The 26,380-nt window shown below is 60.4% G+C and carries 21 protein-coding genes and 2 tRNA genes; 21 read left to right on the forward strand and 2 right to left on the reverse strand.

Annotated features, from left to right (window positions below):
• Positions 1–65: 65 nt before the first annotated feature.
• From dnaK to CFY91_RS08730, 7 genes are all read left to right on the forward strand, one after another.
• Positions 66–1,979, forward strand: a complete 1,914-nt coding sequence (dnaK, locus tag CFY91_RS08700) for a molecular chaperone DnaK (RefSeq protein ID WP_093985961.1) — start codon at positions 66–68, stop codon at positions 1,977–1,979.
• Between the two features lie 111 nt (positions 1,980–2,090).
• Positions 2,091–3,215: a molecular chaperone DnaJ gene (gene dnaJ, locus CFY91_RS08705; RefSeq protein WP_093985962.1), complete on the forward strand. Its 1,125-nt coding sequence runs from the start codon at positions 2,091–2,093 to the stop codon at positions 3,213–3,215.
• Between the two features lie 86 nt (positions 3,216–3,301).
• Positions 3,302–4,105, forward strand: a complete 804-nt coding sequence (dapB, locus tag CFY91_RS08710; protein WP_093985963.1) for a 4-hydroxy-tetrahydrodipicolinate reductase — start codon at positions 3,302–3,304, stop codon at positions 4,103–4,105.
• 231 nt (positions 4,106–4,336) lie between these two features.
• Positions 4,337–5,485: a glutamine-hydrolyzing carbamoyl-phosphate synthase small subunit gene (gene carA / locus CFY91_RS08715; protein WP_093985964.1), complete on the forward strand. Its 1,149-nt coding sequence runs from the start codon at positions 4,337–4,339 to the stop codon at positions 5,483–5,485.
• A 30-nt stretch (positions 5,486–5,515) separates the two neighbouring features.
• Positions 5,516–8,737 carry a carbamoyl-phosphate synthase large subunit gene (carB, locus tag CFY91_RS08720; RefSeq protein WP_093985965.1) on the forward strand — a complete coding sequence of 1,074 codons (3,222 nt, stop codon included), beginning with the start codon at positions 5,516–5,518 and terminating at the stop codon, positions 8,735–8,737.
• Positions 8,734–9,210 carry a transcription elongation factor GreA gene (gene greA, locus CFY91_RS08725; RefSeq protein WP_093985966.1) on the forward strand — a complete coding sequence of 159 codons (477 nt, stop codon included), beginning with the start codon at positions 8,734–8,736 and terminating at the stop codon, positions 9,208–9,210. Before carB ends, greA begins: the two co-directional genes overlap by 4 nt.
• Positions 9,211–9,220: 10 nt before the next feature.
• Positions 9,221–9,637, forward strand: a complete 417-nt coding sequence (locus CFY91_RS08730; RefSeq protein ID WP_093985967.1) for a DUF4149 domain-containing protein — start codon at positions 9,221–9,223, stop codon at positions 9,635–9,637.
• A 6-nt stretch (positions 9,638–9,643) separates the two neighbouring features.
• Here the strand turns inward: CFY91_RS08730 and yhbY are convergent, their stop codons facing one another.
• Positions 9,644–9,958, reverse strand: coding sequence for a ribosome assembly RNA-binding protein YhbY (gene yhbY / locus CFY91_RS08735; RefSeq protein ID WP_093985968.1), 315 nt, complete (start codon positions 9,956–9,958; stop codon positions 9,644–9,646).
• Positions 9,959–10,297: 339 nt separating this feature from the next.
• Here yhbY and ftsH point away from each other — a divergent pair, with 339 nt between their 5' ends.
• The 14 genes from ftsH (at position 10,298) to pnp (ending at position 24,721) form a co-directional block, all read left to right on the forward strand.
• Positions 10,298–12,208, forward strand: a complete 1,911-nt coding sequence (gene ftsH / locus CFY91_RS08740; RefSeq protein WP_093986051.1) for an ATP-dependent zinc metalloprotease FtsH — start codon at positions 10,298–10,300, stop codon at positions 12,206–12,208.
• A gap of 11 nt (positions 12,209–12,219) precedes the next feature.
• Positions 12,220–13,065 carry a dihydropteroate synthase gene (folP, locus tag CFY91_RS08745; RefSeq protein ID WP_093985969.1) on the forward strand — a complete coding sequence of 282 codons (846 nt, stop codon included), beginning with the start codon at positions 12,220–12,222 and terminating at the stop codon, positions 13,063–13,065.
• A gap of 129 nt (positions 13,066–13,194) precedes the next feature.
• Positions 13,195–14,538 carry a phosphoglucosamine mutase gene (gene glmM, locus CFY91_RS08750; RefSeq protein ID WP_093985970.1) on the forward strand — a complete coding sequence of 448 codons (1,344 nt, stop codon included), beginning with the start codon at positions 13,195–13,197 and terminating at the stop codon, positions 14,536–14,538.
• A gap of 65 nt (positions 14,539–14,603) precedes the next feature.
• Positions 14,604–15,359, forward strand: a complete 756-nt coding sequence (gene tpiA / locus CFY91_RS08755) for a triose-phosphate isomerase (RefSeq protein WP_093985971.1) — start codon at positions 14,604–14,606, stop codon at positions 15,357–15,359.
• Between the two features lies 1 nt (position 15,360).
• On the forward strand, positions 15,361–15,735 hold the full coding sequence (gene secG, locus CFY91_RS08760; protein WP_093985972.1) for a preprotein translocase subunit SecG: 375 nt from the start codon (positions 15,361–15,363) through the stop codon (positions 15,733–15,735).
• Between the two features lie 11 nt (positions 15,736–15,746).
• A tRNA-Leu gene (locus CFY91_RS08765) sits at positions 15,747–15,832 on the forward strand.
• A 95-nt stretch (positions 15,833–15,927) separates the two neighbouring features.
• Positions 15,928–16,004: transfer RNA gene (locus CFY91_RS08770), tRNA-Met, on the forward strand.
• A gap of 130 nt (positions 16,005–16,134) precedes the next feature.
• Positions 16,135–16,593, forward strand: a complete 459-nt coding sequence (rimP, locus tag CFY91_RS08775) for a ribosome maturation factor RimP (protein ID WP_093985973.1) — start codon at positions 16,135–16,137, stop codon at positions 16,591–16,593.
• A 47-nt stretch (positions 16,594–16,640) separates the two neighbouring features.
• Complete coding sequence (nusA, locus tag CFY91_RS08780) at positions 16,641–18,122, forward strand: transcription termination factor NusA (protein WP_093985974.1); 1,482 nt, start codon at positions 16,641–16,643, stop codon at positions 18,120–18,122.
• A 27-nt stretch (positions 18,123–18,149) separates the two neighbouring features.
• On the forward strand, positions 18,150–20,639 hold the full coding sequence (gene infB / locus CFY91_RS08785; RefSeq protein WP_093985975.1) for a translation initiation factor IF-2: 2,490 nt from the start codon (positions 18,150–18,152) through the stop codon (positions 20,637–20,639).
• Between the two features lie 125 nt (positions 20,640–20,764).
• A complete protein-coding gene (rbfA, locus tag CFY91_RS08790) occupies positions 20,765–21,142 on the forward strand; it encodes a 30S ribosome-binding factor RbfA (RefSeq protein ID WP_093985976.1) in 378 nt (125 codons plus the stop codon).
• 1 nt (position 21,143) lies between these two features.
• Positions 21,144–22,061 carry a tRNA pseudouridine(55) synthase TruB gene (gene truB, locus CFY91_RS08795; RefSeq protein ID WP_093985977.1) on the forward strand — a complete coding sequence of 306 codons (918 nt, stop codon included), beginning with the start codon at positions 21,144–21,146 and terminating at the stop codon, positions 22,059–22,061.
• Positions 22,062–22,178: 117 nt separating this feature from the next.
• On the forward strand, positions 22,179–22,448 hold the full coding sequence (rpsO, locus tag CFY91_RS08800) for a 30S ribosomal protein S15 (protein ID WP_003240577.1): 270 nt from the start codon (positions 22,179–22,181) through the stop codon (positions 22,446–22,448).
• Positions 22,449–22,615: 167 nt separating this feature from the next.
• Positions 22,616–24,721, forward strand: coding sequence for a polyribonucleotide nucleotidyltransferase (gene pnp, locus CFY91_RS08805; protein ID WP_093985978.1), 2,106 nt, complete (start codon positions 22,616–22,618; stop codon positions 24,719–24,721).
• A 77-nt stretch (positions 24,722–24,798) separates the two neighbouring features.
• Here pnp and CFY91_RS08810 read toward each other — a convergent pair whose 3' ends face one another.
• Positions 24,799–26,349 carry an AmpG family muropeptide MFS transporter gene (locus CFY91_RS08810; RefSeq protein WP_093985979.1) on the reverse strand — a complete coding sequence of 517 codons (1,551 nt, stop codon included), beginning with the start codon at positions 26,347–26,349 and terminating at the stop codon, positions 24,799–24,801.
• Positions 26,350–26,380 lie beyond the last annotated feature (31 nt).

A 26,380-nucleotide genomic window follows, 5' to 3' on the forward strand; every position in this document is an offset into this window, starting at 1 on the left:
AAGCGAATTCATGCTTAGCGGCGAGTCAAGGCCGCAGACAAGTCACTCGTTTCAGGAGAAAGAACATGGGCAAAATTATCGGTATCGACCTGGGCACCACCAACTCCTGTGTGTCCATTCTGGAAAACGGCAACGTCAAGGTGATCGAGAACGCCGAAGGCGCTCGCACCACGCCCTCGATCATTGCGTATGCCAATGACGGTGAAATTCTCGTCGGCCAGTCGGCCAAGCGTCAGGCCGTGACCAACCCGCACAACACCCTGTACGCGGTAAAGCGTCTGATCGGTCGTCGCTTCGAAGAAGACGTGGTACAGAAAGACATTCAGATGGTGCCGTACAAAATCACCAAGGCCGACAATGGTGACGCCTGGGTGGAAGTCAACGGCCAGAAGATGGCGCCGCCGCAGATCAGCGCGGAAGTGCTGAAGAAGATGAAGAAGACCGCCGAGGACTACCTGGGCGAGCCGGTGACCGAAGCGGTGATCACCGTTCCGGCCTACTTCAACGACAGCCAGCGCCAGGCCACCAAGGACGCTGGCCGCATCGCCGGTCTCGACGTCAAGCGCATCATCAACGAGCCGACCGCGGCGGCGCTGGCCTATGGCATGGACAAGGCCAAGGGCGACCACACCGTGATCGTCTATGACCTGGGTGGCGGCACCTTCGACGTGTCGGTGATCGAGATCGCCGAAGTGGATGGCGAGCACCAGTTCGAGGTGCTGGCGACCAACGGTGACACCTTCCTCGGTGGTGAAGACTTCGACATTCGCCTGATCGATTACCTCGTCGACGAATTCAAGAAAGAAACCGGCATGAACCTCAAAGGCGACCCGCTGGCCATGCAGCGACTGAAGGAAGCCGCCGAGAAGGCCAAGATCGAGCTGTCCTCCAGTCAGCAGACTGATGTCAACCTGCCGTACATTACCGCCGATGCCAGTGGTCCGAAGCACCTTAACGTGAAGATCTCCCGTGCCAAGCTGGAGGCCCTGGTTGAGGACCTGGTGGCGCGCACCATCGAGCCGTGCCGTGTGGCGCTCAAGGATGCCGGTATCGACGTCAGCAAGATCAACGACGTGATTCTGGTCGGTGGCCAGACCCGTATGCCGCTGGTGCAGCAGAAGGTCGCCGAGTTCTTCGGCAAGGAAGCGCGCAAGGACGTCAACCCGGATGAAGCGGTGGCCATGGGTGCCGCCATTCAGGGCGCGGTGTTAGCCGGTGACGTCAAGGATGTGCTGCTGCTCGACGTCTCCCCGCTGACCCTGGGTATCGAAACCATGGGTGGCGTGATGACTGCGCTGATCGAGAAGAACACCACCATCCCGACCAAGAAGTCGCAGGTGTTCTCCACCGCCGACGACAACCAGAGCGCCGTGACCATCCACGTGCTGCAGGGTGAGCGCAAGCAGGCCGCGCAGAACAAGTCGCTGGGCAAGTTCGACCTGGCCGAGATTCCGCCGGCGCCGCGCGGTGTGCCGCAGATCGAGGTGACCTTCGACATCGATGCCAACGGTATTCTGCATGTGTCGGCCAAGGACAAGGCGACCGGCAAGTCGCAGTCCATCGTGATCAAGGCCAACTCCGGTCTGTCCGAGGACGAGATCCAGCAGATGATCCGCGACGCCGAAGCCAATGCCGAGGAAGATCGCAAGTTCGAAGAACTGGCGGCAGCGCGTAACCAGGGCGATCAGCTGGTGCATGCCACCCGCAAAATGGTCACCGAGGCCGGTGATAAAGTGACGGCCGATGAGAAGGTGGCTATCGAGAAAGCGGTCAGCGAGCTGGAAGTGGCCGTTAAGGGCGACGACAAGGCGGCTATCGAAGCCAAGATGACCGCGCTGTCGGAGGTCACTGCACCTCTGGCGCAGAAGATGTATGCCGAGCAGGCGCAGGCGGGCGAAGCCGGTGCTGCGCAGGACGATGGCAAGCCCGGCGACGACGTGGTTGATGCCGAGTTCGAAGAAGTCAAGGACAACAAGTAAGGCTTGAGTCCTGTCCCCGCGCCACCTCAGGGTGGCAGGTGATATGCCACGCGGGAGCTTGCTCCCGCGTCGGCGTATCTGGACGGTGCGAATTCACAGTGCAGGATAGTTATGGCCAAGCGTGATTATTACGAAGTGCTCGGTGTGGAGCGCGGTGCCAGCGAGGCGGAGCTGAAGAAGGCTTATCGCCGGCTGGCCATGAAGTACCACCCGGATCGCAACCCGGATGACAAAGAGGCCGAGGAGAAGTTCAAGGAGGCCAACGAGGCCTACGAAGTGCTGTCCGATGCCAGCAAGCGCAGCGCCTATGACCAGTATGGTCATGCCGGGGTTGATCCGCAGATGGGTGGTGGCGGTTTCGGCGGTGGCGGGGCAAATTTCTCGGACATCTTCGGTGATGTGTTCAGCGACTTCTTTGGTGGCGGTCGTGGCGGTCAGCGTGGCGGTCCGCAGCGGGGTGCGGATTTGCGCTACACCCTGGAGCTGGATCTGGAAGAAGCGGTGCGCGGCACTACCGTGACCATCAAGGTACCGTCGTTGGTCGAGTGCAAGACCTGTGACGGAAGCGGGGCCAAGAAAGGTACCAGCCCGGTGACCTGTACTACCTGCGGCGGGATTGGCCAGGTGCGTATGCAGCAGGGCTTTTTCTCGGTGCAGCAGACCTGTCCGCGTTGCCATGGCAGCGGCAAGATGATTACCGATCCTTGTGGCAGCTGTCATGGCCAGGGACGCGTTGAGGAAACCAAGACCCTGTCGGTCAAGGTGCCGGCCGGCGTCGATACCGGTGACCGCATTCGTCTGTCCGGTGAAGGTGAGGCGGGTGGCAAGGGTGGTCCGTCGGGCGATCTGTACGTGGTGGTCAATGTGCGTGAGCACCCGATCTTCCAGCGTGACGGCAAACATCTGTATTGCGAGGTGCCGATCGACTACGCCGATGCGGCGCTGGGGGGCGAGTTGGAAGTGCCGACCCTGGATGGTCGGGTCAAGCTGAAGATTCCCGAGGGTACGCAGACCGGCAAGCTGTTCCGCTTGCGCGGCAAGGGTGTGGCACCGGTGCGCGGTGGTGCAGCAGGTGACCTGATGTGCCGTGTTCTGGTGGAAACCCCGGTCAACCTGACCAAGCGCCAGCGAGAGTTGCTTGAAGAGTTTCGCGCCACGCTCAAAGGCGACGGCGGTCATTCGCCCAAGGCCAGCGGCTGGTTCGAGGGCGTCAAACGCTTCTTCGGTGACGTTTAAAATGAGCGTCAAGCCGCAAGCTACAAGCCGCAAGAAGGTGTTGTGCTTGGCTTGCAGCTTGAGCCTTGCAGCTGGGAGCTGATGCTATGCAACGTATCGCAGTAATGGGCGCCGCTGGGCGCATGGGCAAGAACCTTATCGAAGCGGTGCAGCAGGCGGCTGATGCGCAGCTGACGGCAGCGGTTGATCGCCCGGACAGCAGCCTGATTGGGGCTGATGCCGGTGAGCTGGCCGGTGTGGGGCGGCTGGGCGTGACGCTGGTGGGTGATCTTGCAGCAGTCGTCGATGCTTTCGATGTGCTGATCGACTTTACCCATCCTTCTGTGACCCTGAAAAACCTGCAGATCTGCCGCAGTGCCGGGAAAGCCATGGTGATTGGCACCACTGGTTTCTCCGCCGAGGAGAAGCAGCAGCTGGCGGCGGCGGCCAAAGAGATTCCGATCGTTTTTGCCGCCAACTTCAGCGTGGGCGTCAATCTGTGCCTGAAGTTGCTGGATACCGCTGCCCGTGTATTGGGTGACGAGGTGGATATCGAGATCATCGAGGCTCACCACCGGCACAAGGTTGACGCGCCTTCGGGGACTGCACTGCGCATGGGTGAGGTGGTGGCCGAGGCGCTGAGGCGTGATCTGCACAAGGTGGCCGTGTACGGCCGTGAAGGCCAGACCGGCGCGCGCGCCCGGGAAACCATTGGCTTCGCCACCGTGCGTGCTGGCGATGTGGTCGGCGATCATACCGTGCTGTTCGCCGCCGACGGCGAGCGGGTGGAAATCACCCACAAGGCCTCCAGCCGCATGACCTTCGCCAAGGGCGCGGTGCGCTCGGCGTTGTGGTTGCACAAGCGCCAGCCGGGGCTGTATGACATGCAGGATGTGTTGGAGCTGAGGTAGGCTCCAAGCTGCAAGTAGGGGCTCTTGGTCGCGCAAGGCAGCCTTTGCGCTGATTGGCTTGGAGCTTATTCAGGGTGGACCAAAAAGGGGTTTTTCTGTAAGCTTCCCGCTTTAGTGTGTCCACTAAAGTTGCGCAGAATGAATCAGACAAAAAAGCGGGATGACCTTCACACGTCATCCCGCTTTTTTACAATCTGCGTGTGCTTCAAGCCTTGATCGACGGAGGTCTTCTTGAGTAAGCCAGCCCTTAAACCTGCCATTCTGGCCCTAGCTGATGGCAGTATTTTCCGTGGCGAGGCCATCGGTGCCGATGGCCAGACCATTGGCGAGGTGGTGTTCAACACCGCCATGACCGGCTATCAGGAAATCCTGACCGACCCTTCCTATGCCCAGCAGATCGTTACCCTGACCTATCCGCACATCGGCAACACCGGCACTACGCCGGAAGACGCCGAGTCCAATCGCGTATGGGCGGCCGGCCTGATTATTCGCGACCTGCCGCTGCTGTCTTCCTGCTGGCGCGACAAGCAACCACTGGATGAGTACCTGAAGGCCAACGGTACCGTCGCCATCGCCGGTATTGATACCCGTCGCCTGACCCGCATCCTGCGCGAGAAGGGCTCGCAAAATGGCTGCATCCTGGCCGGTGCAGACGCCACTGAAGAAAAGGCCCTGGAGCTGGCGCGCAGCTTTCCGGGACTCAAGGGCATGGATCTGGCCAAAGAAGTCACCTGCGAGAAGGCTTACGAGTGGCGTTCCAGTGTGTGGACTCTTGATAGCGACAGCCATCCGGAGATTCCGGCCAGCCAGTTGCCGTACCACGTGGTCGCCTATGACTATGGCGTCAAGCTGAACATTCTGCGCATGCTGGTGGCACGTGGTTGCCGTCTGACTGTGGTGCCGGCGCAGACTCCAGCCAGTGAAGTGCTGGCACTCAACCCGGATGGCGTGTTCCTCTCCAACGGCCCCGGCGACCCCGAACCGTGCGACTACGCCATCGCCGCCATCAAGACCGTGCTGGAGACCGATATTCCGGTCTTCGGTATCTGCCTCGGCCACCAGTTGCTGGCCCTGGCTTCCGGTGCCAAGACCGTGAAGATGGGCCACGGCCACCACGGCGCCAACCACCCGGTGCAGGACCTGAAAACAGGCGTGGTGATGATTACCAGCCAGAACCACGGTTTCGCCGTGGACGAAGCCAGCCTGCCGGGCAACCTGCGCGCTACGCATAAGTCGCTGTTCGACGGTACCCTGCAGGGCATTGAGCGTACCGACAAGGTGGCCTTCAGCTTCCAGGGACACCCGGAAGCCAGCCCGGGCCCGCACGATGTGGCCCCGCTGTTCGACCGCTTCATTGCCGAGATGGCCAAGCGCCGCTAAGTCCGCCGAGCAGAGAATTCGAGAAAGACCATGCCAAAACGTACAGACATCAAAAGTATCCTGATCCTCGGCGCCGGCCCCATCGTCATCGGCCAGGCCTGCGAGTTCGATTACTCGGGCGCCCAGGCCTGCAAGGCCCTGAAGGAAGAAGGTTTTCGCGTCATCCTGGTGAACTCCAACCCGGCCACCATCATGACCGACCCGGCCATGGCCGACGCCACCTATATCGAGCCGATCAAGTGGGCTACCGTGGCCAAGATCATCGAGAAGGAGCGCCCCGACGCCCTGCTGCCGACCATGGGTGGGCAGACCGCGCTGAATTGTGCGCTGGACCTGGAAAAGCACGGTGTGCTGGCCAAGTTCGGCGTCGAGATGATCGGTGCCAATGCCGATACCATCGACAAGGCGGAAGACCGTTCGCGTTTCGACAAGGCCATGCGTGACATCGGCCTGGCCTGCCCGCGCTCCGGCATCGCGCATAGCATGGAAGAAGCCTACGGCGTGCTGGAGCAGGTTGGCTTCCCCTGCATCATTCGTCCGTCCTTCACCATGGGCGGCACCGGTGGCGGCATCGCCTACAACCGTGAAGAGTTCGAGGAAATCTGCGCCCGCGGTCTGGACTTGTCACCGACCAGCGAGCTGCTGATCGACGAGTCGCTGATCGGCTGGAAGGAATACGAGATGGAGGTGGTCCGCGACAAGAAGGACAACTGCATCATCGTCTGCTCCATCGAGAACTTCGATCCGATGGGCGTGCACACCGGCGACTCGATCACCGTGGCCCCAGCCCAGACCCTGACCGACAAGGAATACCAGATCATGCGCAACGCCTCGCTGGCGGTGCTGCGTGAGATCGGCGTGGAAACCGGCGGCTCCAACGTGCAGTTCGGCATCTGCCCGAACACCGGGCGCATGGTGGTCATCGAGATGAATCCGCGGGTATCGCGTTCCTCGGCACTGGCTTCCAAGGCTACCGGTTTCCCGATCGCCAAGATCGCTGCCAAGCTGGCCGTCGGCTACACCCTCGACGAACTGCAGAACGACATCACCGGTGGACGCACCCCGGCCTCCTTCGAGCCGGCCATCGACTATGTGGTGACCAAGATCCCGCGCTTTGCCTTCGAGAAGTTCCCCAAGGCAGACGCCCGCCTGACCACCCAGATGAAGTCCGTGGGTGAAGTCATGGCCATCGGCCGTACCTTCCAGGAGTCCATGCAGAAAGCGTTGCGTGGCCTGGAAGTGGGGGTTTCCGGCTTTGACCCGAAACTTGATCTGAACGACCCGGAAGCCGAAAGCACCCTGCGCCGTGAGCTGACCGTGCCGAGTGCCGAGCGTATCTGGTACGTGGCTGATGCTTTCCGCGCCGGCAAGACAATCGCCGAGGTGTTCGAGCTGACGCGCATTGACGAATGGTTCCTGGTACAGATCGAGGATCTGGTGAAGACCGAGGAGCAGGTCAAAACGCTTGGTCTTTCGGCCATCGACTATGACCTGATGTTCAAGCTCAAGCGCAAGGGTTTCTCCGATACGCGCCTGGCCAAGCTGCTGGGTGTGTCCGAGAAGAGCCTGCGTGCGCATCGCCACAAGCTTAAAGTGCTGCCGGTGTACAAGCGCGTAGACACCTGCGCTGCCGAATTCGCCACGGATACCGCCTACATGTACTCGACCTACGAGGAAGAGTGCGAGGCCAATCCGAGCGGCCGCGACAAGATCATGATCCTCGGTGGCGGTCCCAACCGTATCGGCCAGGGTATCGAGTTCGACTACTGCTGCGTACACGCAGCACTGGCGATGCGCGAAGATGGCTACGAGACCATCATGGTCAACTGCAACCCGGAAACCGTTTCCACCGACTACGACACTTCCGACCGCCTGTACTTCGAGCCGGTGACCTTGGAAGACGTGCTGGAAATCGTCCGCGTCGAGCAGCCGAAAGGCGTGATCGTGCAGTACGGCGGCCAGACGCCGCTGAAGCTCTGCCGCGCCCTGGAAGAAGCAGGCGTGCCAATCATTGGCACCAGCCCCGAGGCCATCGACCGCGCCGAAGACCGCGAGCGCTTCCAGCAGATGGTGCAGCGTCTCGGTCTGCGTCAGCCGGCCAACGCCACCGCGCGCAGCGAAGACGAGGCGCTGGCCCTGTCGAAGAACATTGGCTACCCGATGGTGGTGCGCCCGTCCTACGTGCTGGGCGGTCGGGCGATGGAGATCGTTTACCAGGAAGAAGAGCTCAAGCGCTACATGCGTGAAGCGGTGAAGGTGTCCAATGACAGCCCGGTGCTGCTCGATCACTTCCTCAACTGTGCCATCGAAGTCGACGTGGATGCGGTGAGCGACGGTGAGACCGTGGTGATCGGTGCGATCATGCAGCACATCGAACAGGCCGGCGTGCACTCCGGTGACTCCGCCTGCTCGCTGCCGCCGTACTCGCTGCCCAAGCACATCCAGGACGAGATCCGCGAGCAGGTCAAGAAAATGGCCCTGGAGCTGGGGGTCGTCGGTCTGATGAACGTACAGATGGCCGTGCAGGGCGAGGATATCTATGTCATCGAGGTGAACCCGCGTGCTTCGCGTACCGTGCCGTTCGTCTCCAAGTGCATCGGTGAGTCGCTGGCCAAGGTGGCCGCACGGGTCATGGCTGGCAAGACGCTGGCCGAGGTGGGCTTTACCCGGGAAATCATCCCGCCGTTCTTCAGCGTCAAGGAAGCGGTATTCCCGTTCAACAAGTTCCCCGGCGTTGACCCGATCCTCGGCCCGGAGATGAAGTCGACTGGCGAAGTCATGGGTGTTGGCGACAGCTTCGGCGAGGCCTTTGCCAAGGCGCAGCTGGGGGCCAATGAAATCCTGCCGAATGCCGGTGTGGCCTTCATCAGCGTGCGTGAGGATGACAAGCCCGAAGCCCTGCAGGTGGCCCGTGATCTGGTCGCGCTGGGCTTTGAAGTGGTCGCTACCGCGGGTACTGCCAAGATCATCGAGGCGGCCGGTTTGCCGGTGCGCCGGGTGAACAAGGTGACCGAAGGGCGTCCGCATGTCGTCGACATGATCAAGAACGACGAAGTGACCCTGATCATCAATACCACCGAGGGGCGTCAGTCCATCGCGGACTCCTACTCGATCCGTCGTAACGCCCTGCAGCACAAGATCTACTGCACCACCACCATCGCGGCGGGGCAGGCGGTCTGTGAAGCGCTCAAGTTCGGTCCGGAGAAGACCGTGCGTCGGCTGCAGGATCTGCATGCAGGAATCAAGGCATGAACAAGTACCCGATGACCGTCCAGGGCGCTCGCGCCCTGGAAGAGGAGCTGGCACACCTGACCAAGGTGCGCCGTCCCGCACTTAGCCAGGCCATTGCCGAAGCTCGCGAACTGGGGGATCTCAAGGAGAACGCCGAATACCATGCCGCTCGTGAGGAGCAGGGCATGGTCGAAGCGCGTATCCGTGATATCGAAGGCCGCTTGCAGAATGCCGTGGTCATCGATGTCACCAGCATTGAGCACACCGGCAAGGTGATCTTCGGAACCACCGTGGAGATTGCCAATGTGGAAACCGATGACAGCGTGGTCTACCAGATCGTCGGTGAGGATGAAGCGGATATCAAGCAAGGCAAGATTTCCGTGGGTTCGCCGATTGCCCGCGCGCTGGTGGGCAAGCAGGAAGGTGATGTAGTGGCGGTGCAAACGCCGAGCGGCCTGGTCGAGTACGAAATTGTCGAGGTTCGCCATCTCTGAGCCGGCGCCGTTGGGCGCCGGGTCGATCAGTTGGCTGCTGGCCCAGACATTCTGGGTCGGCGGCCTGTGGCTGCTGCATTTCGTGGTGCTGCCTGGGTTGGAGAAAATGGGCCTGGCACCCATGCTGGTCGATGAGGCTGGTGCTGCGTTGCGCCCGTTGCTGGTCGGGTTCGCCGGGTTTTGCGGCGTATTGCAGTTGGCTGTATTGCTGCAGGAAACGGGCTGGCGGCGTTTGCTGGCTGACCTGCGTGGTCAGCTGTTGCTGACGGTGCTGCTGGGGAGCCTGGTATTTTTTGCCGTGCGTGAGTTTTTACCGCAGCAGCAGCTGTTGCTGATGTTCAGCTACCTGGTATTGGCGTTCTGCGGCTTGTTGCTGATTCTGCAGCCGTTGCCGCGCGGCGGCCGTGGCCGCCAGCGGCTGGGCTGAGCTGTCTTAGAGGCCGCTGAAGCGGCTGACGTTGGACAGGTTGCGATTGACTTGCGGGTTTTTGCGATAGACCAGCGCCATCTTGCCGATCACCTGAACCAGCTCGCTGCCGCTGTTCTGGCAGAGCGCTTCGATCAGTGCGCGGCGATCTTCGCGCTCGGTAATGCGGAACTGCACCTTGATCAGTTCGTGATCATTGAGCGCACGCTCCAGTTCAGCCAGAACGCCTTCGCTAAGGCCGTTCTCGGCAACCGTCAATACGGGTTTCAGATGGTGCCCGATAGATTTGAATTGTTTCTTCCGCTCTTGTGTAAGCGCCATAATTGACCCTGCGTTTCGATCCGCGTGAAAGCGGCGTAGTGTACCCGAACCCAGCGCCGGACGCCCAGTAACGCTGCCGGGCGGAAAAGTCGCGTGGGTGTGCTTGTGATTATGCCAGCGAGCCCCCATGTGTAAGGCGTGGGTCGAATGCTTGGGCCGGGTTGTTGGCAATCGCTGCTCGCGTGCGGCTTTTACTGGGAATAGACTGGAAGCATCGGGTTACAGAGCGCAGCAGCGCGCTGCCTGGCCCTGTAGTAAGTTAAGGCCGTACACCATAGGCCGTCATACCGGGCTGTCTCCCCTGTGAGGTTGCCGCCGGAGGGTAACGAATTGAACGACATGGCAAAAAACCTGATTCTGTGGCTGATCATTGCGGCGGTCCTGGTGACCGTGATGAACAACTTCTCCAGCCCCAGTGAGGCCAACAAGCTGAACTACTCGGAGTTCCTGCAGCAGGTGCAGGATGGTCGGGTTCAGCAGGTGACCGTGGATGGCTTCATCATCAGTGGCAAGCGCCAGGATGGCAGCAGCTTCGAAACGGTGCGCCCGGCCATTCAGGACAATGGTTTGATCAAGGATTTGATCGACAACAACGTGACCATCGTCGGCAAGCAGCCTGAGCAGCAGAGCATCTGGACTCAACTGCTGGTGGCGAGCTTCCCGATCCTGGTGATCATCGCCGTATTCATGTTCTTCATGCGTCAGATGCAGGGCGGTGCTGGCGGTAAAGGCGGGCCGATGAGCTTTGGCAAGTCGAAGGCACGCCTGCTCTCCGAAGATCAGGTCAAGACCACCTTTGCCGATGTGGCTGGTTGCGACGAGGCGAAGGAAGAAGTTAGCGAGCTGGTCGAGTTCCTGCGTGATCCGGGTAAGTTCCAGCGCCTGGGGGGACGCATTCCGCGCGGTGTGCTGATGGTCGGTTCGCCTGGCACCGGCAAGACCCTGCTGGCCAAGGCGGTAGCCGGCGAAGCCAAGGTGCCGTTCTTCACCATCTCCGGGTCGGACTTCGTGGAAATGTTCGTGGGTGTCGGTGCCTCGCGGGTGCGTGACATGTTCGATCAGGCCAAGAAACACGCGCCCTGCATCATCTTTATCGACGAAATCGACGCTGTCGGTCGGCACCGTGGTGCTGGCCTGGGTGGCGGCCATGACGAGCGTGAGCAGACCCTCAACCAGTTGCTGGTAGAGATGGACGGCTTTGAGATGAACGATGGCATCATCGTGATTGCCGCGACCAACCGACCTGATGTGCTTGATCCGGCGTTGTTGCGCCCTGGACGCTTTGATCGTCAGGTGGTGGTCGGCCTGCCGGATATCCGTGGCCGTGAGCAAATTCTCAATGTGCACATGCGCAAGGTGCCGATGGGCGAAGATGTCGATCCGGCAGTTATCGCGCGCGGCACGCCAGGCTTCTCCGGTGCCGACCTGGCCAACCTGGTCAACGAGGCCTCGCTGTTTGCCGCGCGAGCCGGCAAGCGTCTGGTGGAAATGAAGGAATTCGAGTTGGCCAAGGACAAGATCATGATGGGCGCGGAGCGCAAGTCCATGGTCATGTCGGAGAAAGAACGCCTCAATACGGCCTACCACGAAGCGGGTCATGCCATTGTCGGGCGTCTGGTTCCCGAGCACGATCCGGTCTACAAGGTATCGATCATTCCGCGAGGGCGCGCCCTGGGTGTGACCATGTTCCTTCCCGAGGAAGATCGCTACAGCCTGTCCAAGCGTGCCCTGGAAAGCCAGATTTGCTCGCTGTTTGGTGGGCGTATCGCCGAGGAGATGACGCTGGGTTTTGATGGTGTGACCACCGGCGCTTCCAACGACATCATGCGGGCTACGCAGATTGCCCGGAACATGGTGACCAAGTGGGGGTTGTCGGAAAAGCTTGGCCCGCTGATGTACGCCGAGGAAGAAGGCGAGGTGTTCCTAGGGCGCAGTGCTGCCGCCCAGCACAGCAATGTTTCTGCAGAGACTGCCAAGCTGATCGATCAGGAAGTGCGTCGGATCATCGATCAGAGCTACGCAACGGCGCGGCGCCTGCTCGAAGATAACCGTGACAAGCTGGATATGATGGCTGAGGCGCTGATGAAGTTCGAGACCATCGACGCCGAGCAGATCGACGACATCATGAGCGGGCGCCCGCCGCGTGAGCCGCGTGACTGGCGGGGTGGCTCTTCCGGCAAGCCCAGTGCGCCGGCCACCCCGGATGAGCCGGTGCAGTCACCGATCGCCGGCCCGGCCAGCCAGCACTAAGGTTCATTGCAATGGCTGTGCAGCCCTTCCGGCTACCTTGTGGTAGCCGGACTCTTGATTTGTCCCGTCCGCAGGTGATGGGCATTCTTAATGTTACGCCGGACTCCTTCTCCGACGGTGGTCGTTATAACCGTATCGATGCGGCGCTGCGTCACGCTGAGCAGATGCTTGAAGCGGGTGCGACGATCATTGATGTGGGCGGGGAGTCGACTCGTCCGGGAGCGCCTCCGGTATCTGCCGAGGAAGAGTTGCAGCGTGTGGCGCCGGTGGTTGAGCAGTTGGTGTGCCGCCTGGATGCACTGGTTTCCGTGGATACCTCGAGTCCTGCGCTGATGCGCGAAGCGGCGCTGCTTGGTGCCGGGATGATCAATGATGTCCGTTCGTTGTCGCGTGATGGCGCCCTTCAGGCTGCCGCTCAGGGCAATCTGGCGGTTTGCCTCATGCATATGCAGGGCGAGCCACAGACCATGCAGGACAGCCCGCAGTATGACGATGTAACGACAGCAGTAAGGACTTTTCTGGCTGATCGCGTGGCGGCGTGTGAAGCGGCGGGAATTGCTCGCGAGCGACTGCTGATCGATCCAGGCTTTGGTTTCGCCAAAACGCTGGCGCATAATCTGTCATTGTTTCGCCATATGCAGACGTTGCATGACTTGCACTTGCCCCTGTTGGTGGGGGTTTCTCGCAAAAGCATGATTGGCAAGGTGCTCGGTCGTGAGGTGGATCAGCGTTTGGCGGGTAGCCTGGCGTTGGCCGCTTTAGCTGTTCAGCAGGGCGCGCATATCCTGCGTGTGCATGATGTCGCCGAGACGGTAGATGTGCTGCGCATGCTCGAGGCGGTAGCTGAAGCTGATTGATCGGTACTTTTATGCGGCGTGTGGTTGCGAGTGTTGCGGGTGTGGTCAGCAACCTGTGGTTCATTTTCATGATTCAGGACGATCCGCGTCGCGTGGTTCAGCGCCTTGATAGCTTAGGGATTGCAAACAATGGCACGTAAATACTTCGGCACCGATGGGGTGCGTGGTCGCGTTGGGACTTTTCCCATTACCCCGGAATTCGTCTTGCGCCTAGGCTGGGCGGCAGGGATGGCGTTTCGCCAGGAAGGGCGGCGCGGTCGCATTCTGGTGGGCAAGGATACGCGGGTATCGGGTTATATGTTCGAGTCTGCGCTTGAGGCGGGCTTGGCCTCGGCCGGTGTGGACGTGATGTTGCTGGGGCCGATGCCGACACCGGCGATCGCTTATCTCACGCGGACTTTTCAGGCTGATGCGGGCATTGTCATTAGTGCTTCGCATAACCCGTATGACGATAACGGCATCAAATTCTTTTCCGGGCAGGGCACCAAGCTGCCTGATGACATCGAACTTAAGATCGAGGCCCTGCTTGATCAGCCCATGCAGGTGGTTGAGTCGGCACAGATTGGTAAGGCTTCGCGCATCAATGATGCGGCAGGGCGCTATATCGAGTTCTGCAAGAGTAGCGTGCCGACCAGTACCAGTTTTGCTGGCCTCAAATTGGTGCTTGATTGTGCTCATGGGGCTACTTACAAGGTGGCGCCCAGCGTGTTCCGTGAGTTGGGTGCCCAGGTTCACGTGATCGCCAATCAGCCGGATGGCCTGAATATCAATGAGAACTGTGGCTCTACCCATATGCACGGTCTTCAGGCCGCAGTGTTGGAGCAGGGGGCGGATCTGGGTATTGCCTTCGATGGGGACGGTGATCGTGTGCTCATGGTGGACCATACCGGAGCTGTGGTGGATGGCGACGAGCTGCTCTACATCATCGCGCGCGACATGCAGGAACGTGGGCGTTTGAGCGGTGGTGTTGTGGGTACACAGATGAGTAACCTCGGCCTTGAGTTGGCGCTGAAGGCGCTGGATATTCCCTTCGTGCGGGCCAAGGTGGGCGATCGCTATGTAATGGCTGAACTGCTGGCACGCGGCTGGCAGCTGGGGGGTGAGAACTCGGGGCATCTGGTGTGTTGTCAGCATACGACTACGGGAGATGCGGTGATCGCCGCCCTGCAGGTTTTGCTGGCGCTGCGGCGTTGGCAGGTCAGCCTGGCTGAGGCGCGTAGCGCTTTGGCGCTGTGCCCGCAGGTGCTCATCAATGTGCGCTTTGCTGCTGGTACCAGTGACCCCTTGCAGCATCCACAATTGCAGCAGGCGTGCGTCGATGTTGAGCGAGAAATGGCCGGCGAAGGACGTGTCTTGTTGCGCAAATCGGGTACCGAGCCGTTGTTACGGGTTATGGTCGAGGGACGTGATGCGCTGCAGGTGCGCCAGCATGCAGAGCGCCTGGCGGGGCTGGTGGCGCAACTATGTACTTGATTTTGCTTGCTTGGGATTAGTCGCTTGGGTAACATCTGCGCCCACTTTGAACGACGAGGTATGGCATGCGTCGCCCCCTGGTAGCCGGTAACTGGAAAATGCACGGTACCCGCACCAGTGTTGCTGAGCTGCTGAGTGGCTTGCTTGATGCGTGTCGGAATTGTCGGGCCGAAGTGGCAGTAATGCCGTCCCTGGTTCACCTTGAGCAGGTCTTTCAGGCTCTTGAGGGTTCTGAAGTTGTCCTGGGGGCGCAGAACTGCGCGGTCGAGCCTGGCCAAGGTGCGCTGACCGGCGAGGTGAGTGCTTCGCAGTTGCTGGATTTTTCCTGCACTTATGTGTTGGTTGGGCACTCCGAGCGTCGTCAGTTGCTGGGTGAAGACGATCAGCAGGTGGTGCGCAAGTTTTCTGCTGTGCAGTCGTGTGGCATAACGCCGATACTGTGCGTAGGTGAGACGCTCGCCGAGCGAGAGTCGGATCAGACGCTGAATGTGGTGCTGGGACAGGTAAGTGCTGTTCTGGATGCGCTGGGTGTTCAGGCGTTCTCTCGGGCGGTAGTGGCTTACGAGCCTGTTTGGGCCATCGGTACGGGGTTGACTGCTACCGCTGATCAGGCGCAGCAGGTGCATGCGGCGATTCGCCAGCATGTGGCGGCATTCGATGCTGATGTGGCAGAGAAGCTGCGGATTTTGTACGGCGGAAGCGTGAAGTCGACGAATGCTGTCGAGCTTTTTGCAATGCCGGATATCGATGGGGGGCTGGTGGGTGGTGCCTCCCTGAATGCAGACGAATTCGGTGCGATCTGTCGCGCTGCGGGAAACTGACATGCTGGAAACCGTTGTTATTGTGGTGCATCTGCTGGTGGCCCTGGCTGTTGTCGGTCTTGTGCTGGTTCAGCAGGGTAAGGGTGCTGATGCGGGTGCCTCGTTCGGTTCGGGAGCCTCGGCTACGGTATTTGGTAGTCAGGGTTCGGCTACTTTTCTGAGTCGTGTTACAGCTATACTTGCTGCAACTTTTTTTATTACCAGCTTGGGTTTAGCGTATTTTGCTAAAGAAAAAGCTGATACAATGGGTCAAGTTGGATTGCCGGATCCTGCGGTAATTCAGGTTCAACAAAAAGCGCCGGCGGTTGAAGATGTGCCGGTACTGGAAGAGCAAGGTGCTGTTCAGGGGCAGGAAGATATTCCAGTAACTGAGTAGTGCAAAAGTTTGCCGAGGTGGTGGAATTGGTAGACACGCTACCTTGAGGTGGTAGTGGCCACAGGCTGTAGGGGTTCGAGTCCCCTCCTCGGTACCAAACTTGCAACGACCCGCCTTGGCGGGTCGCTGCGTTTCTGGTGTGTGCGGTTGACCCTTGAGGTGTCGAGCCGTATACTCCCGCTCCAGCTTTGACGCGGGGTGGAGCAGTCTGGTAGCTCGTCGGGCTCATAACCCGAAGGTCGTTGGTTCAAATCCAGCCCCCGCAACCAGTAGTGCCGAAGCCCCTTTTCAGGGGCTTTTTGCTAGCTGGGACATTGGCCGCAGGTGTGTGTCCTGGCGGCATGAGGTGATGGGCGTTATGCCCATTTTTTATTTGCAAAGCATGCGCGAGGAGTTCGAGTGTCGAGCAAGCTAGAACAGTTGCAGGCCTTGTTGGCTCCGGTGGTCGAAGCCCTGGGCTATGAGTGCTGGGGGGTAGAATTTCTGTCACAGGGGCGTCACTCCCTGTTGCGTGTCTACATCGATCATGCCAATGGCGTGCTGGTTGACGATTGCGAAAAGGTCAGTCGACAGATCAGTGGCGTACTGGACGTGGAGGATCCGATCAGCAGCGAGTACACCCTGGAGGTGTCGTCGCCCGGTATGGATCGTCCTCTGTTTACGCTGGAACAGTTTGCCCGGCATGCCGGCGAGCTGGTGAAAATCAAGCTGCGTTCGCCCTTTGAGGGGCGACGCAATTTCCAGGGCCTGCTGCGTGGAGCAGAGGAGCAGGATGTCGTGGTTCTTGTGGATGATCACGAATACCTGCTGCCGATCGATCTGATCGACAAGGCCAATATTATTCCCCGTTTTGATTGAGACGCGGATCCGACGGGTCCAACGGATTGCCAAAGGCGAGGCGTGCGATGAGCAAAGAAATACTGCTGGTTGTTGAGTCGGTATCCAACGAAAAGGGTGTGCCGGCGGGGGTGATTTTCGAGGCGCTGGAATTGGCGCTGGCCACGGCCACCAAGAAGCGTTACGAAGATGAAGTGGATGTGCGCGTTTGCATTAATCGGGCGAATGGCAGCTATGACACTTTCCGTCGCTGGGCTGTGGTTGAAGAAAGTGACTTCGAAGACCCGGCGCATCAGTTGACCGTCGACATGCCGCAGGCAGTGGCCGCCAATGCCAAGGTCGGTGATGTGCTTGAAGAGAAGATCGAGTCGATTGAGTTCGGGCGCATTGCTGCGCAAACCGCCAAGCAGGTCATCGTGCAGAAGGTGCGTGAAGCCGAGCGCGCTCAGGTGGTGGAAGCCTACCGTGATCGAGTCGGCGATATCATTGCCGGTACTGTCAAGAAGGTGACCCGCGACAACGTCATCGTCGACCTGGGTAACAACGCTGAAGCGTTGCTGGCACGCGAAGACATCATTCCGCGCGAGACCTTCCGGGTTGGTGCACGCGTGCGTGCCTTGCTCAAGGAGATTCGTAGCGAGAATCGTGGTCCGCAACTGATCCTGTCTCGCACAGCACCGCAGATGCTGATCGAGTTGTTCCGTATCGAAGTGCCCGAGATTGCCGAAGAGCTGATCGAGGTGATGGGCGCTGCGCGTGATCCGGGTTCGCGCGCGAAAATTGCGGTGCGCTCCAAGGACAAGCGAATCGATCCGCAAGGCGCCTGTATCGGCATGCGTGGTTCGCGTGTGCAAGCCGTTTCTGGCGAACTGGGTGGCGAGCGTGTGGATATCGTGCTGTGGGACGACAACGTTGCACAGTTCGTCATCAACGCGATGGCGCCGGCCGAAGTGGCGGCGATCATCGTTGATGAGGATGCCCACGCGATGGATATCGCGGTAGCTGAGGATAACCTGGCTCAGGCTATCGGTCGTGGTGGTCAGAACGTGCGTTTGGCTAGCCAGCTGACCGGCTGGACGCTCAACGTTATGACCGAAGCGGACATCCAGGCCAAGCAGCAAGCGGAAACCGGTGACATCCTCCAGCACTTTATCGATGAACTGGAAGTCGACGAAGAGCTGGCGCAGGTGCTGGTTGAAGAAGGCTTTACCAGCCTCGAAGAAATTGCCTACGTACCGATGGAAGAAATGCTCGGTATCGACGGCTTTGACGAAGACATCGTCAGTGAGTTGCGTGCGCGGGCCAAGGATCGCCTGTTGACCAAGGCCATCGCCACCGAAGAGAAGCTGGCCGAGGTTCATCCGGCTGAAGACCTGCTGGCGCTGGAAGGCATGGATAGCGAGCTGGCCGTAGAGCTGGCTGTGCGTGGTGTGGTCAGCCGCGAAGATCTGGCCGAGCAGTCGATTGACGACTTGCTCGACATCGACGGCATGGATGAAGAACGTGCCGGCAAGCTGATTATGGCCGCCCGCGCCCATTGGTTCGAGTAAGCGATTGCGGCCTGAGGAGAGAAGTGCATGACGCAAGTCACGGTGAAAGAACTGGCGCAGGTGGTGGATACCCCTGTCGAGCGCCTGCTGCAGCAAATGAAAGAGGCGGGTTTGCCGCACTCCAGCGCCGACCAGGTGGTAACCGACAGCGAGAAGCAGGCGCTGCTGGCGCACCTCAAGAGCAGTCACGGTGCCAAGGTGGAAGAGCCGCGCAAGATTACCCTGCAGCGCAAAACCACCAGTACCCTGCGCGTAGCGGGTAGCAAGACGGTCAGTGTCGAAGTTCGCAAGAAGAAAACCTACGTCAAGCGTAGTCCGGAAGAGATCGAGGCTGAAAAGCAGCGTGATCTGGCTGAGAAGCGTGCGGCGGAAGAGGCTGCTCGCAAGATCGCCGATGAGGAGAACAAGCGCCAGGCTGCTGAAGAGGCTCGCCGTCAGGCTGAGCAGGCCAGCAAGGCGGCTGTGCAGAACAAGCAGGCTGAGTTGGCTGCTGCAACTGTCGAAGAGCTGCCCGCTGCAGTCACCGAGGTCAAGAAAGAAGAAGCACGCCGCTTGCCCGAGCGTGCGCGTGTCGATGACGAACGTCGTGAGCGTAAGCCGGCGCATCGTCCTTCTGCCAAGGAAAAAGAGAAGGTGCCTGCACCGCGTGTGGCGCCGCGCAGCACTGATGAAGAAACCGACGGTTTCCGTCGCGGTGGGCGTGGTGGCAAGTCCAAGCTGAAGAAGCGCAATCAGCATGGCTTCCAAAGCCCGACCGGTCCGATCGTGCGTGACGTCGCCATTGGCGAAACCATCACCGTTTCCGAGCTCGCCCAGCAAATGGCGGTCAAGGGTGCGGAAGTGGTCAAGTTCATGTTCAAGCTGGGCACGCCGGTGACCATCAACCAGGTGCTCGATCAGGAAACCGCACAGCTGATTGCCGAGGAGTTCGGTCATAAGGTCAAGCTGGTCAGCGATAACGCCCTGGAAGAGCAACTGGCCGAGTCGCTGAAGTTCGAAGGTGAGTCCTTCCACCGTGCGCCGGTAGTTACCGTCATGGGTCACGTCGACCATGGTAAGACCTCGCTGCTCGACTACATTCGTCGTGCCAAGGTGGCCTCAGGGGAAGCGGGTGGTATCACCCAGCACATCGGTGCCTATCACGTGGAAACCGATCGCGGCATGATCACCTTCCTCGATACGCCCGGCCACGCCGCGTTTACCCAGATGCGTGCACGTGGTGCCAAGGCTACCGACATTGTCATCTTGGTCGTGGCGGCGGATGACGGCGTTATGCCGCAGACCCAGGAAGCGGTGCAGCACGCGAAAGCGGCTGGCGTACCGATCGTGGTCGCGGTGAACAAGATCGACAAGCCCGATGCCAACCCGGACAACATCAAGAACGGCCTGGCCGCTCTGGATGTCATTCCGGAAGAGTGGGGGGGCGACGCACCCTTCGTGCATGTGTCTGCGAAAGTAGGTACGGGCGTCGACGAACTGCTCGAGGCGGTGTTGTTGCAGGCCGAGGTGCTGGAGCTGAAGGCTACGCCGGCGGCACCGGGCCGTGGGGTGGTGGTCGAGTCGCGTCTGGACAAGGGCCGTGGTCCTGTGGCCACCGTGCTGGTTCAGGACGGTACCCTGCGTCAGGGCGACATGGTGCTGGTTGGCGTCAACTATGGTCGCGTGCGTGCCATGCTCGACGAGAATGGCAAGCCGATCAAGGAAGCCGGTCCGTCGATTCCGGTCGAGATTCTCGGCCTGGACGGTACGCCGGATGCTGGCGACGAGATGATGGTGGTGGCCGACGAGAAGAAGGCCCGCGAGGTCGCGCTGTTCCGTCAAGGCAAGTTCCGCGAGGTCAAACTGGCTCGCGCGCATGCCGGCAAGCTGGAAAACATCTTCGAAAACATGGGCCAGGAAGAGAAGAAAACCCTCAACATCGTCCTCAAGGCCGATGTGCGTGGTTCTCTGGAAGCCCTGCAAGGCTCGCTCAGTACCCTGGGCAACGACGAGGTGCAGGTGCGTGTGGTCGGTGGCGGCGTCGGTGGCATCACCGAGTCCGATGCCAACCTGGCGCTCGCCTCGAATGCGGTACTGTTCGGCTTCAACGTGCGTGCTGACGCAGGGGCGCGCAAGATCGTCGAGTCCGAAGGCCTGGACATGCGCTACTACAACGTCATTTACGACATCATCGAGGACGTCAAGAAGGCGCTCACCGGTATGCTCGGCAGTGATGTGCGGGAAAATATCCTGGGTATCGCTGAGGTACGTGACGTGTTCCGCTCGCCGAAGTTTGGCGCGGTGGCCGGTTGCATGGTGGTCGAAGGCACGGTGCACCGCAACCGTCCGATTCGCGTACTGCGTGAAGACGTGGTGATTTTCGAAGGCGAGCTGGAGTCGCTGCGCCGCTTCAAGGACGACATGTCCGAGGTGCGTGCCGGCATGGAGTGCGGTATCGCCGTGAAGAGCTACAACGACGTCAAGGTCGGCGACAAGATCGAGGTCTTCGAGAAGGTCCAGGTAGCGCGGTCGCTCTAACCAGCAGCGACATGTCTCAAACGGCAAGTTTCAAGGGGTGGCCTAGCCGACCTGTTGAGCTTGCCGTTTGGCTTTTTGGTATTTTTTAGCTTGAAGCGTAACGCTTGGAGCTTGAGGCAGCTTTTATGGCCAAAGACTACAGCCGTACCCAGCGGGTCGGCGATCAGATGCAGCGCGAACTGGCGCAGCTGATTCCGCGTGAAGTGCGCGATCCACGGCTAGGCTTCATCACCATTACGACGGTGGAAGTCAGTCGCGACCTGGGGCATGCCAAGGTCTACATCACGTTGATGGGCGAGGCCGATGCACCGCGCATCGCGCTCAACCTAGAGATTCTCAATGATGCTGCGGGTTACCTGCGTATGCTGCTGGGTAAGCTGATGAAGCTGCGCAGCGTACCGCAACTGCACTTCCACTATGACGAGAGTGTCAGTCGTGGCGTGCATCTTTCGGCGCTGATCGAGCGTGCGGTAGCCGAAGACCGCCAGCATCAGGACGATTGAGATGGCGCAGGTCAAGCGTGTAAGGCGTCAGGTCAATGGTGTGCTGGTGCTCGACAAACCGCGCGGCATGAGTTCCAACCAGGCTCTGCAAAAGGTGCGCTGGCTGCTCAATGCCGAAAAAGCCGGGCACACCGGCAGCCTCGACCCCCTGGCCACTGGCGTGCTGCCGCTGTGCTTTGGCGAGGCCACCAAGTTTTCCCAGTATCTGCTGGATGCTGACAAGGGTTATGAAACCCTCGCCCAGCTGGGCGTGACCACTACCACGGGCGATGCCGAGGGCGAAGTGCTGGAGCGTCGTCCCGTTGCATTGACTGCGGAACAGATCGAAGCGGCTCTACAGGGGTTTCGTGGGCCCATTCAGCAGATTCCCCCCATGTATTCGGCGCTCAAGAAAGACGGCCAGCCACTCTACAAGCTGGCTCGCGCGGGGGAAGTAGTGGAGCGCGAGGCGCGTTCTGTTACTATTGCCCGGCTTGAGTTGCTGGCCTGGCAAGGCGAGCAATTGCGTTTGGCTGTGGACTGTAGCAAGGGTACCTATATTCGTACCCTGGTCGAAGACCTCGGTCAGCAGCTTGGTTGTGGTGCGCATGTTGCAGAGTTGCGGCGCACCCAGGCCGGTCCCTTCAGTCTGGCCCAGGCCGTGAGCCTGGAGGCCCTGGAGGCGGCTCATGCCGAGTCGGGTAGCGAGGCGCTGGATGCCTTCCTCCTGCCGGTAGAAAGCGGCCTGCAACATTGGCCTCTGGTGGAGTTGAGTGCCCATTCGGCGTACTACTGGTTGCATGGTCAGCCGGTACGTGCTCCCGGAACACCGACATTCGGTTTGCTGCGGGTGGTTGATGAGCAGGGGCGGTTTATCGGAATTGGTGAAGTTAGTGATGACGGGCGTCTGGCGCCGCGTCGACTGATTCGGTCAGAATGACCGGACTCCAGTCGGGAAACCGGCTGGATGACGAGGGTGGCTGTCAACAGGCACGGTCATGCCTCTTTTTAAAACACGGGAGCAGTCCCGGCCTGTTCACTCTAGGAGCCCATTACCATGGCACTGAGCGTTGAAGAAAAAGCCCAGATCGTAAACGAGTACAAGCAAGCTGAAGGCGATACCGGTTCTCCGGAAGTGCAGGTAGCCCTGCTGACCGCCAACATCAACAAGCTGCAAGGTCACTTCAAGGCCAACGGCAAAGACCACCACAGCCGTCGTGGTCTGATCCGCATGGTTAACCAGCGTCGTAAGCTGCTGGACTACCTGAAGGGCAAGGACACCACTCGTTACAGCGCCCTGATTGGTCGCCTGGGTCTGCGTCGCTAAGACGTAGCTCGCGTGAAGCCGGAAGCTGGAAGCGGGAAGTTGCATATCGGGTATCACCCGCTTGCAGCTTCTGGCTTCCAGCTTTCGGCTTTCTTGCAGGATGCTTCGGGCCGATTCCCGGGCCTTCTGCGGATTTCCCCCAAGGCAACACAGAGAAGGAAAATACCGTGAACCCGGTTATCAAGAAGTTCCAGTTCGGTCAGTCGACCGTTACCCTCGAAACAGGGCGTATTGCCCGCCAAGCCTCCGGCGCCGTACTGGTTACCGTCGATAACGACGTGACCGTGCTGGTGACCGTGGTAGGCGCCAAGAGTGCCGATCCGAGCAAGGGATTCTTCCCGCTGTCGGTGCACTACCAGGAAAAAAACTACGCGGCCGGCAAGATTCCCGGTGGCTTCTTCAAGCGTGAAGCGCGTCCTTCCGAGAAAGAGACCCTGACCTCGCGCCTGATCGACCGCCCGATCCGCCCGCTGTTCCCGGAAGGTTTCCAGAACGAAGTGCAGGTTATCTGCACCGTGGTGTCCACCAGCAAGAAGACCGATCCGGATATCGCTGCGATGATCGGTACCTCGGCAGCTCTGGCTATCTCGGGCATTCCCTTCGACGGCCCGATCGGCGCCGCCCGTGTAGCCTTCCACCCGGAAACCGGCTACCTGCTGAACCCGACCTACGAGCAGCTCAAGGCGTCCAGCCTGGACATGGTGGTGGCCGGTACCAAGGACGCCGTGCTGATGGTCGAGTCGGAAGCCAAGGAGCTGACCGAAGACCAGATGCTCGGTGCGGTGCTGTTTGCCCATGAAGAGTTCCAGGCGGTGATCAAGGCGGTTGAAGAACTCGCCGCCGAAGCCGGCAAGCCGCGCTGGGACTGGACTGCTCCGCAGGCCAATACCGCGCTGCTCGACGCCATCCGCAGCGAATTCGGTGCGGCCATCTCCGAGGCCTACACCATCACCATCAAGCAGGACCGCTATGCGCGTCTGGGCGAGCTGAAAGATCAGGTAGTCGCCAAGTTCTCCGGTGAGGAAGGTCAGCCTTCCGCCGCAGAAGTTAAGGATGCCTTCGGCGAGATCGAATACCGCACCGTGCGTGAGAACATCGTCAACGGCAAGCCGCGCATCGATGGTCGCGACACGCGCACCGTGCGTGGCCTGAACATCGAAGTCGGCGTGCTCGACAAGACCCACGGTTCGGCGCTGTTCACCCGTGGCGAAACCCAGGCCCTGGTGGTTGCCACCCTCGGTACCGCGCGTGACGCACAGCTGCTCGATACCCTGGAAGGCGAGAAGAAAGACCCCTTCATGCTGCACTACAACTTCCCGCCCTACTCGGTCGGTGAGTGTGGTCGCATGGGCGCCACCGGTCGTCGCGAGATCGGCCACGGCCGCCTGGCCCGTCGTGGCGTGGCCGCCATGCTGCCGAGCGCCGATGAGTTCCCGTACACCATCCGCGTGGTTTCGGAGATCACCGAATCCAACGGTTCGTCTTCCATGGCCTCGGTGTGCGGTGCCTCGCTGGCCCTAATGGACGCCGGTGTACCGATGAAGGCTCCGGTAGCCGGTATCGCCATGGGTCTGGTCAAGGAAGGCGAGAAGTTCGCCGTGCTGACCGACATCCTCGGTGACGAAGACCACCTGGGCGACATGGACTTCAAGGTAGCCGGTACCGCCAAGGGCGTCACCGCGCTGCAGATGGACATCAAGATCCAGGGCATCACCGAAGAGATCATGGAGATCGCCCTGAACCAGGCGCTGGAAGCGCGTCTGAACATTCTCGGTCAGATGAACCAGGTGATCAGCGAGTCGCGCAGCGAGCTGTCGGCCAATGCGCCGACCATGCTGGCGATGAAGATCGACCAGGACAAGATCCGCGACGTGATCGGCAAGGGCGGCGCCACCATCCGTGCCATCTGCGAAGAGACCAAGGCGTCGATCGACATCGAAGACGACGGTTCGATCAAGATCTTCGGCGAAACCAAGGAAGCGGCGGAAGCGGCCAAGCAACGCGTACTGTCGATCACTGCCGAGGCGGAAATCGGCAAGATCTACGTCGGCAAGGTCGAGCGCATCGTCGACTTCGGCGCCTTCGTCAACATCCTGCCCGGCAAGGACGGTCTGGTACACATCTCCATGCTCAGCGATGCCCGCGTGGAGAAGGTGACCGACGTACTGAAGGAAGGCCAGGAAGTTGAAGTGCTGGTGCTGGATGTCGACAACCGTGGCCGTATCAAACTGTCCATCAAGGACGTGGCGGCGGCCAAGGCGTCGGGCGTGTAAGCGTCCAGCCGGTAAAAAAGAGCCCTGCGGGGCTCTTTTTTTATGGGCGGAAATCATGCGGTGACTGTTTGCCTGGCTTAGCGTTGTTCTGCTGTGGGCTGTGTCGCGTCATCGCTGCTGGCCGGCATAGGCTGCAGGGGCTGGTTGCGCCATTGCAGGGCGATCAGCAGCAGGGTCGGGATACCCAGCAGCGCGGTGGTGACGAAGAACTGCTCATAGCCCAGCTTCTCCACCAGGCTGCCGGAGTAGCCGCCGATCAGGCGCGGCAGGAGGAGCATGATTGAGCTGAGCAAGGCGTATTGCGTGGCGGAGAACTTCAGGTTGGTCAGGCTCGACAAGTAGGCGACAAAGGCCGCAGTGGCCAGGCCGGAGCTGAAGTTGTCCATGCTGATGGTGAAGATCAGCATGTCGCGGTCGGCACCCATCCCGGCCAGTACGGCAAACAGCAGGTTGGTCGCTGCCGAGCTCAGGCCGCCGATGAACAGGATCGGCAGAATGCCGAAACGCACGATCAGCAAGCCGCCGGCTCCGGCCCCGATCAGGGTCATGGCCAGGCCGAACAGCTTGCTGATGCTGGCGATCTGTTCCTTGGTAAAGCCCATGTCGATGTAGAACACGTTGGCCATCACGCCCATCACCGTATCGGAGAGGCGGTAGGTGGCGATCAGTCCGAGCATCAGCAGGGCCTGCCAACGATAGCGGCGAATGAAGTCGTTGACCGGGGTAAGCACCGGCGTGAGGCTGCGCCGGCCGAGGCTGGACAGGCAGAGTGCGGTGAGGATGGCGTAGAGGATGGCGCGCAGGAAAGCACGATCCTCGGTGACCAGGCTCAGTGGGTCGCCGCCTTCGAGGGCGGCATTGAAACCGGTGTTGTACAGCTGGGTGAACAGTGCCGGCACGGAGATCAGCAGGACAATCAGTACCAGTACCGAGAGCAACTGGCTGAGCAGGCTGTGGCCGTTGCCTCGGCTGATGTCGGCGGCGCGTTGTGGCTCGCGCATCAGCAGGCTGGTGAACAGTGCTGGCAGCATCAGCAGGGCGAACAGCAGGTAGGTACTGGACCAGGCGCTGTAATGGTAGAGACCGTCGTTGGCACCAAACCAGTCGGCAAAGTACAGCGCGCCGGCGGTGGCCAGCAGGGCCGAGACACGATAACCGGCCATGTAGCTGGCAGCCAGCGCAGCCTGGCGGCTGTCATCGGCGACCTCCAGGCGATAGGCATCGATGGCGATGTCCTGGGTGGCCGAGGCGAAGGCCACCACCACGGCGATGCCGATCAACAGGCCGAGGTTGTGTTGTGGGTCGCACAGGGCCATGCCGGCCAGCCCCGCTGCCACCAGGGCCTGTGACAGCACCAGCCAGGAGCGACGTCGCCCAAGATGACCGATCCATGGCAGGCGCCATTGGTCGAGCATGGGTGACCAGACCCATTTGAACGCGTAGGCCAGGCCGATCAGGCTGGCATAGCCGATGGTCTGGTGGGTGACACCGGCTTCGCGCAACCACACCGACAGGGTGGAGAACACCAGCATGTAGGGCAGGCCGGCGGCAAAGCCCAGCAGCAGCAGCACCAGGGTCGCCGGGCTGGCATAGGCGGCCAGGGCGGCGCGCCAGGTATTTTCGGTCATCGACTGACAGGCCTTGTAGCAGACAGGCGGA

The organism is Pseudomonas fluvialis, assembly GCF_002234375.1.
GTDB lineage: Bacteria > Pseudomonadota > Gammaproteobacteria > Pseudomonadales > Pseudomonadaceae > Aquipseudomonas > Aquipseudomonas fluvialis.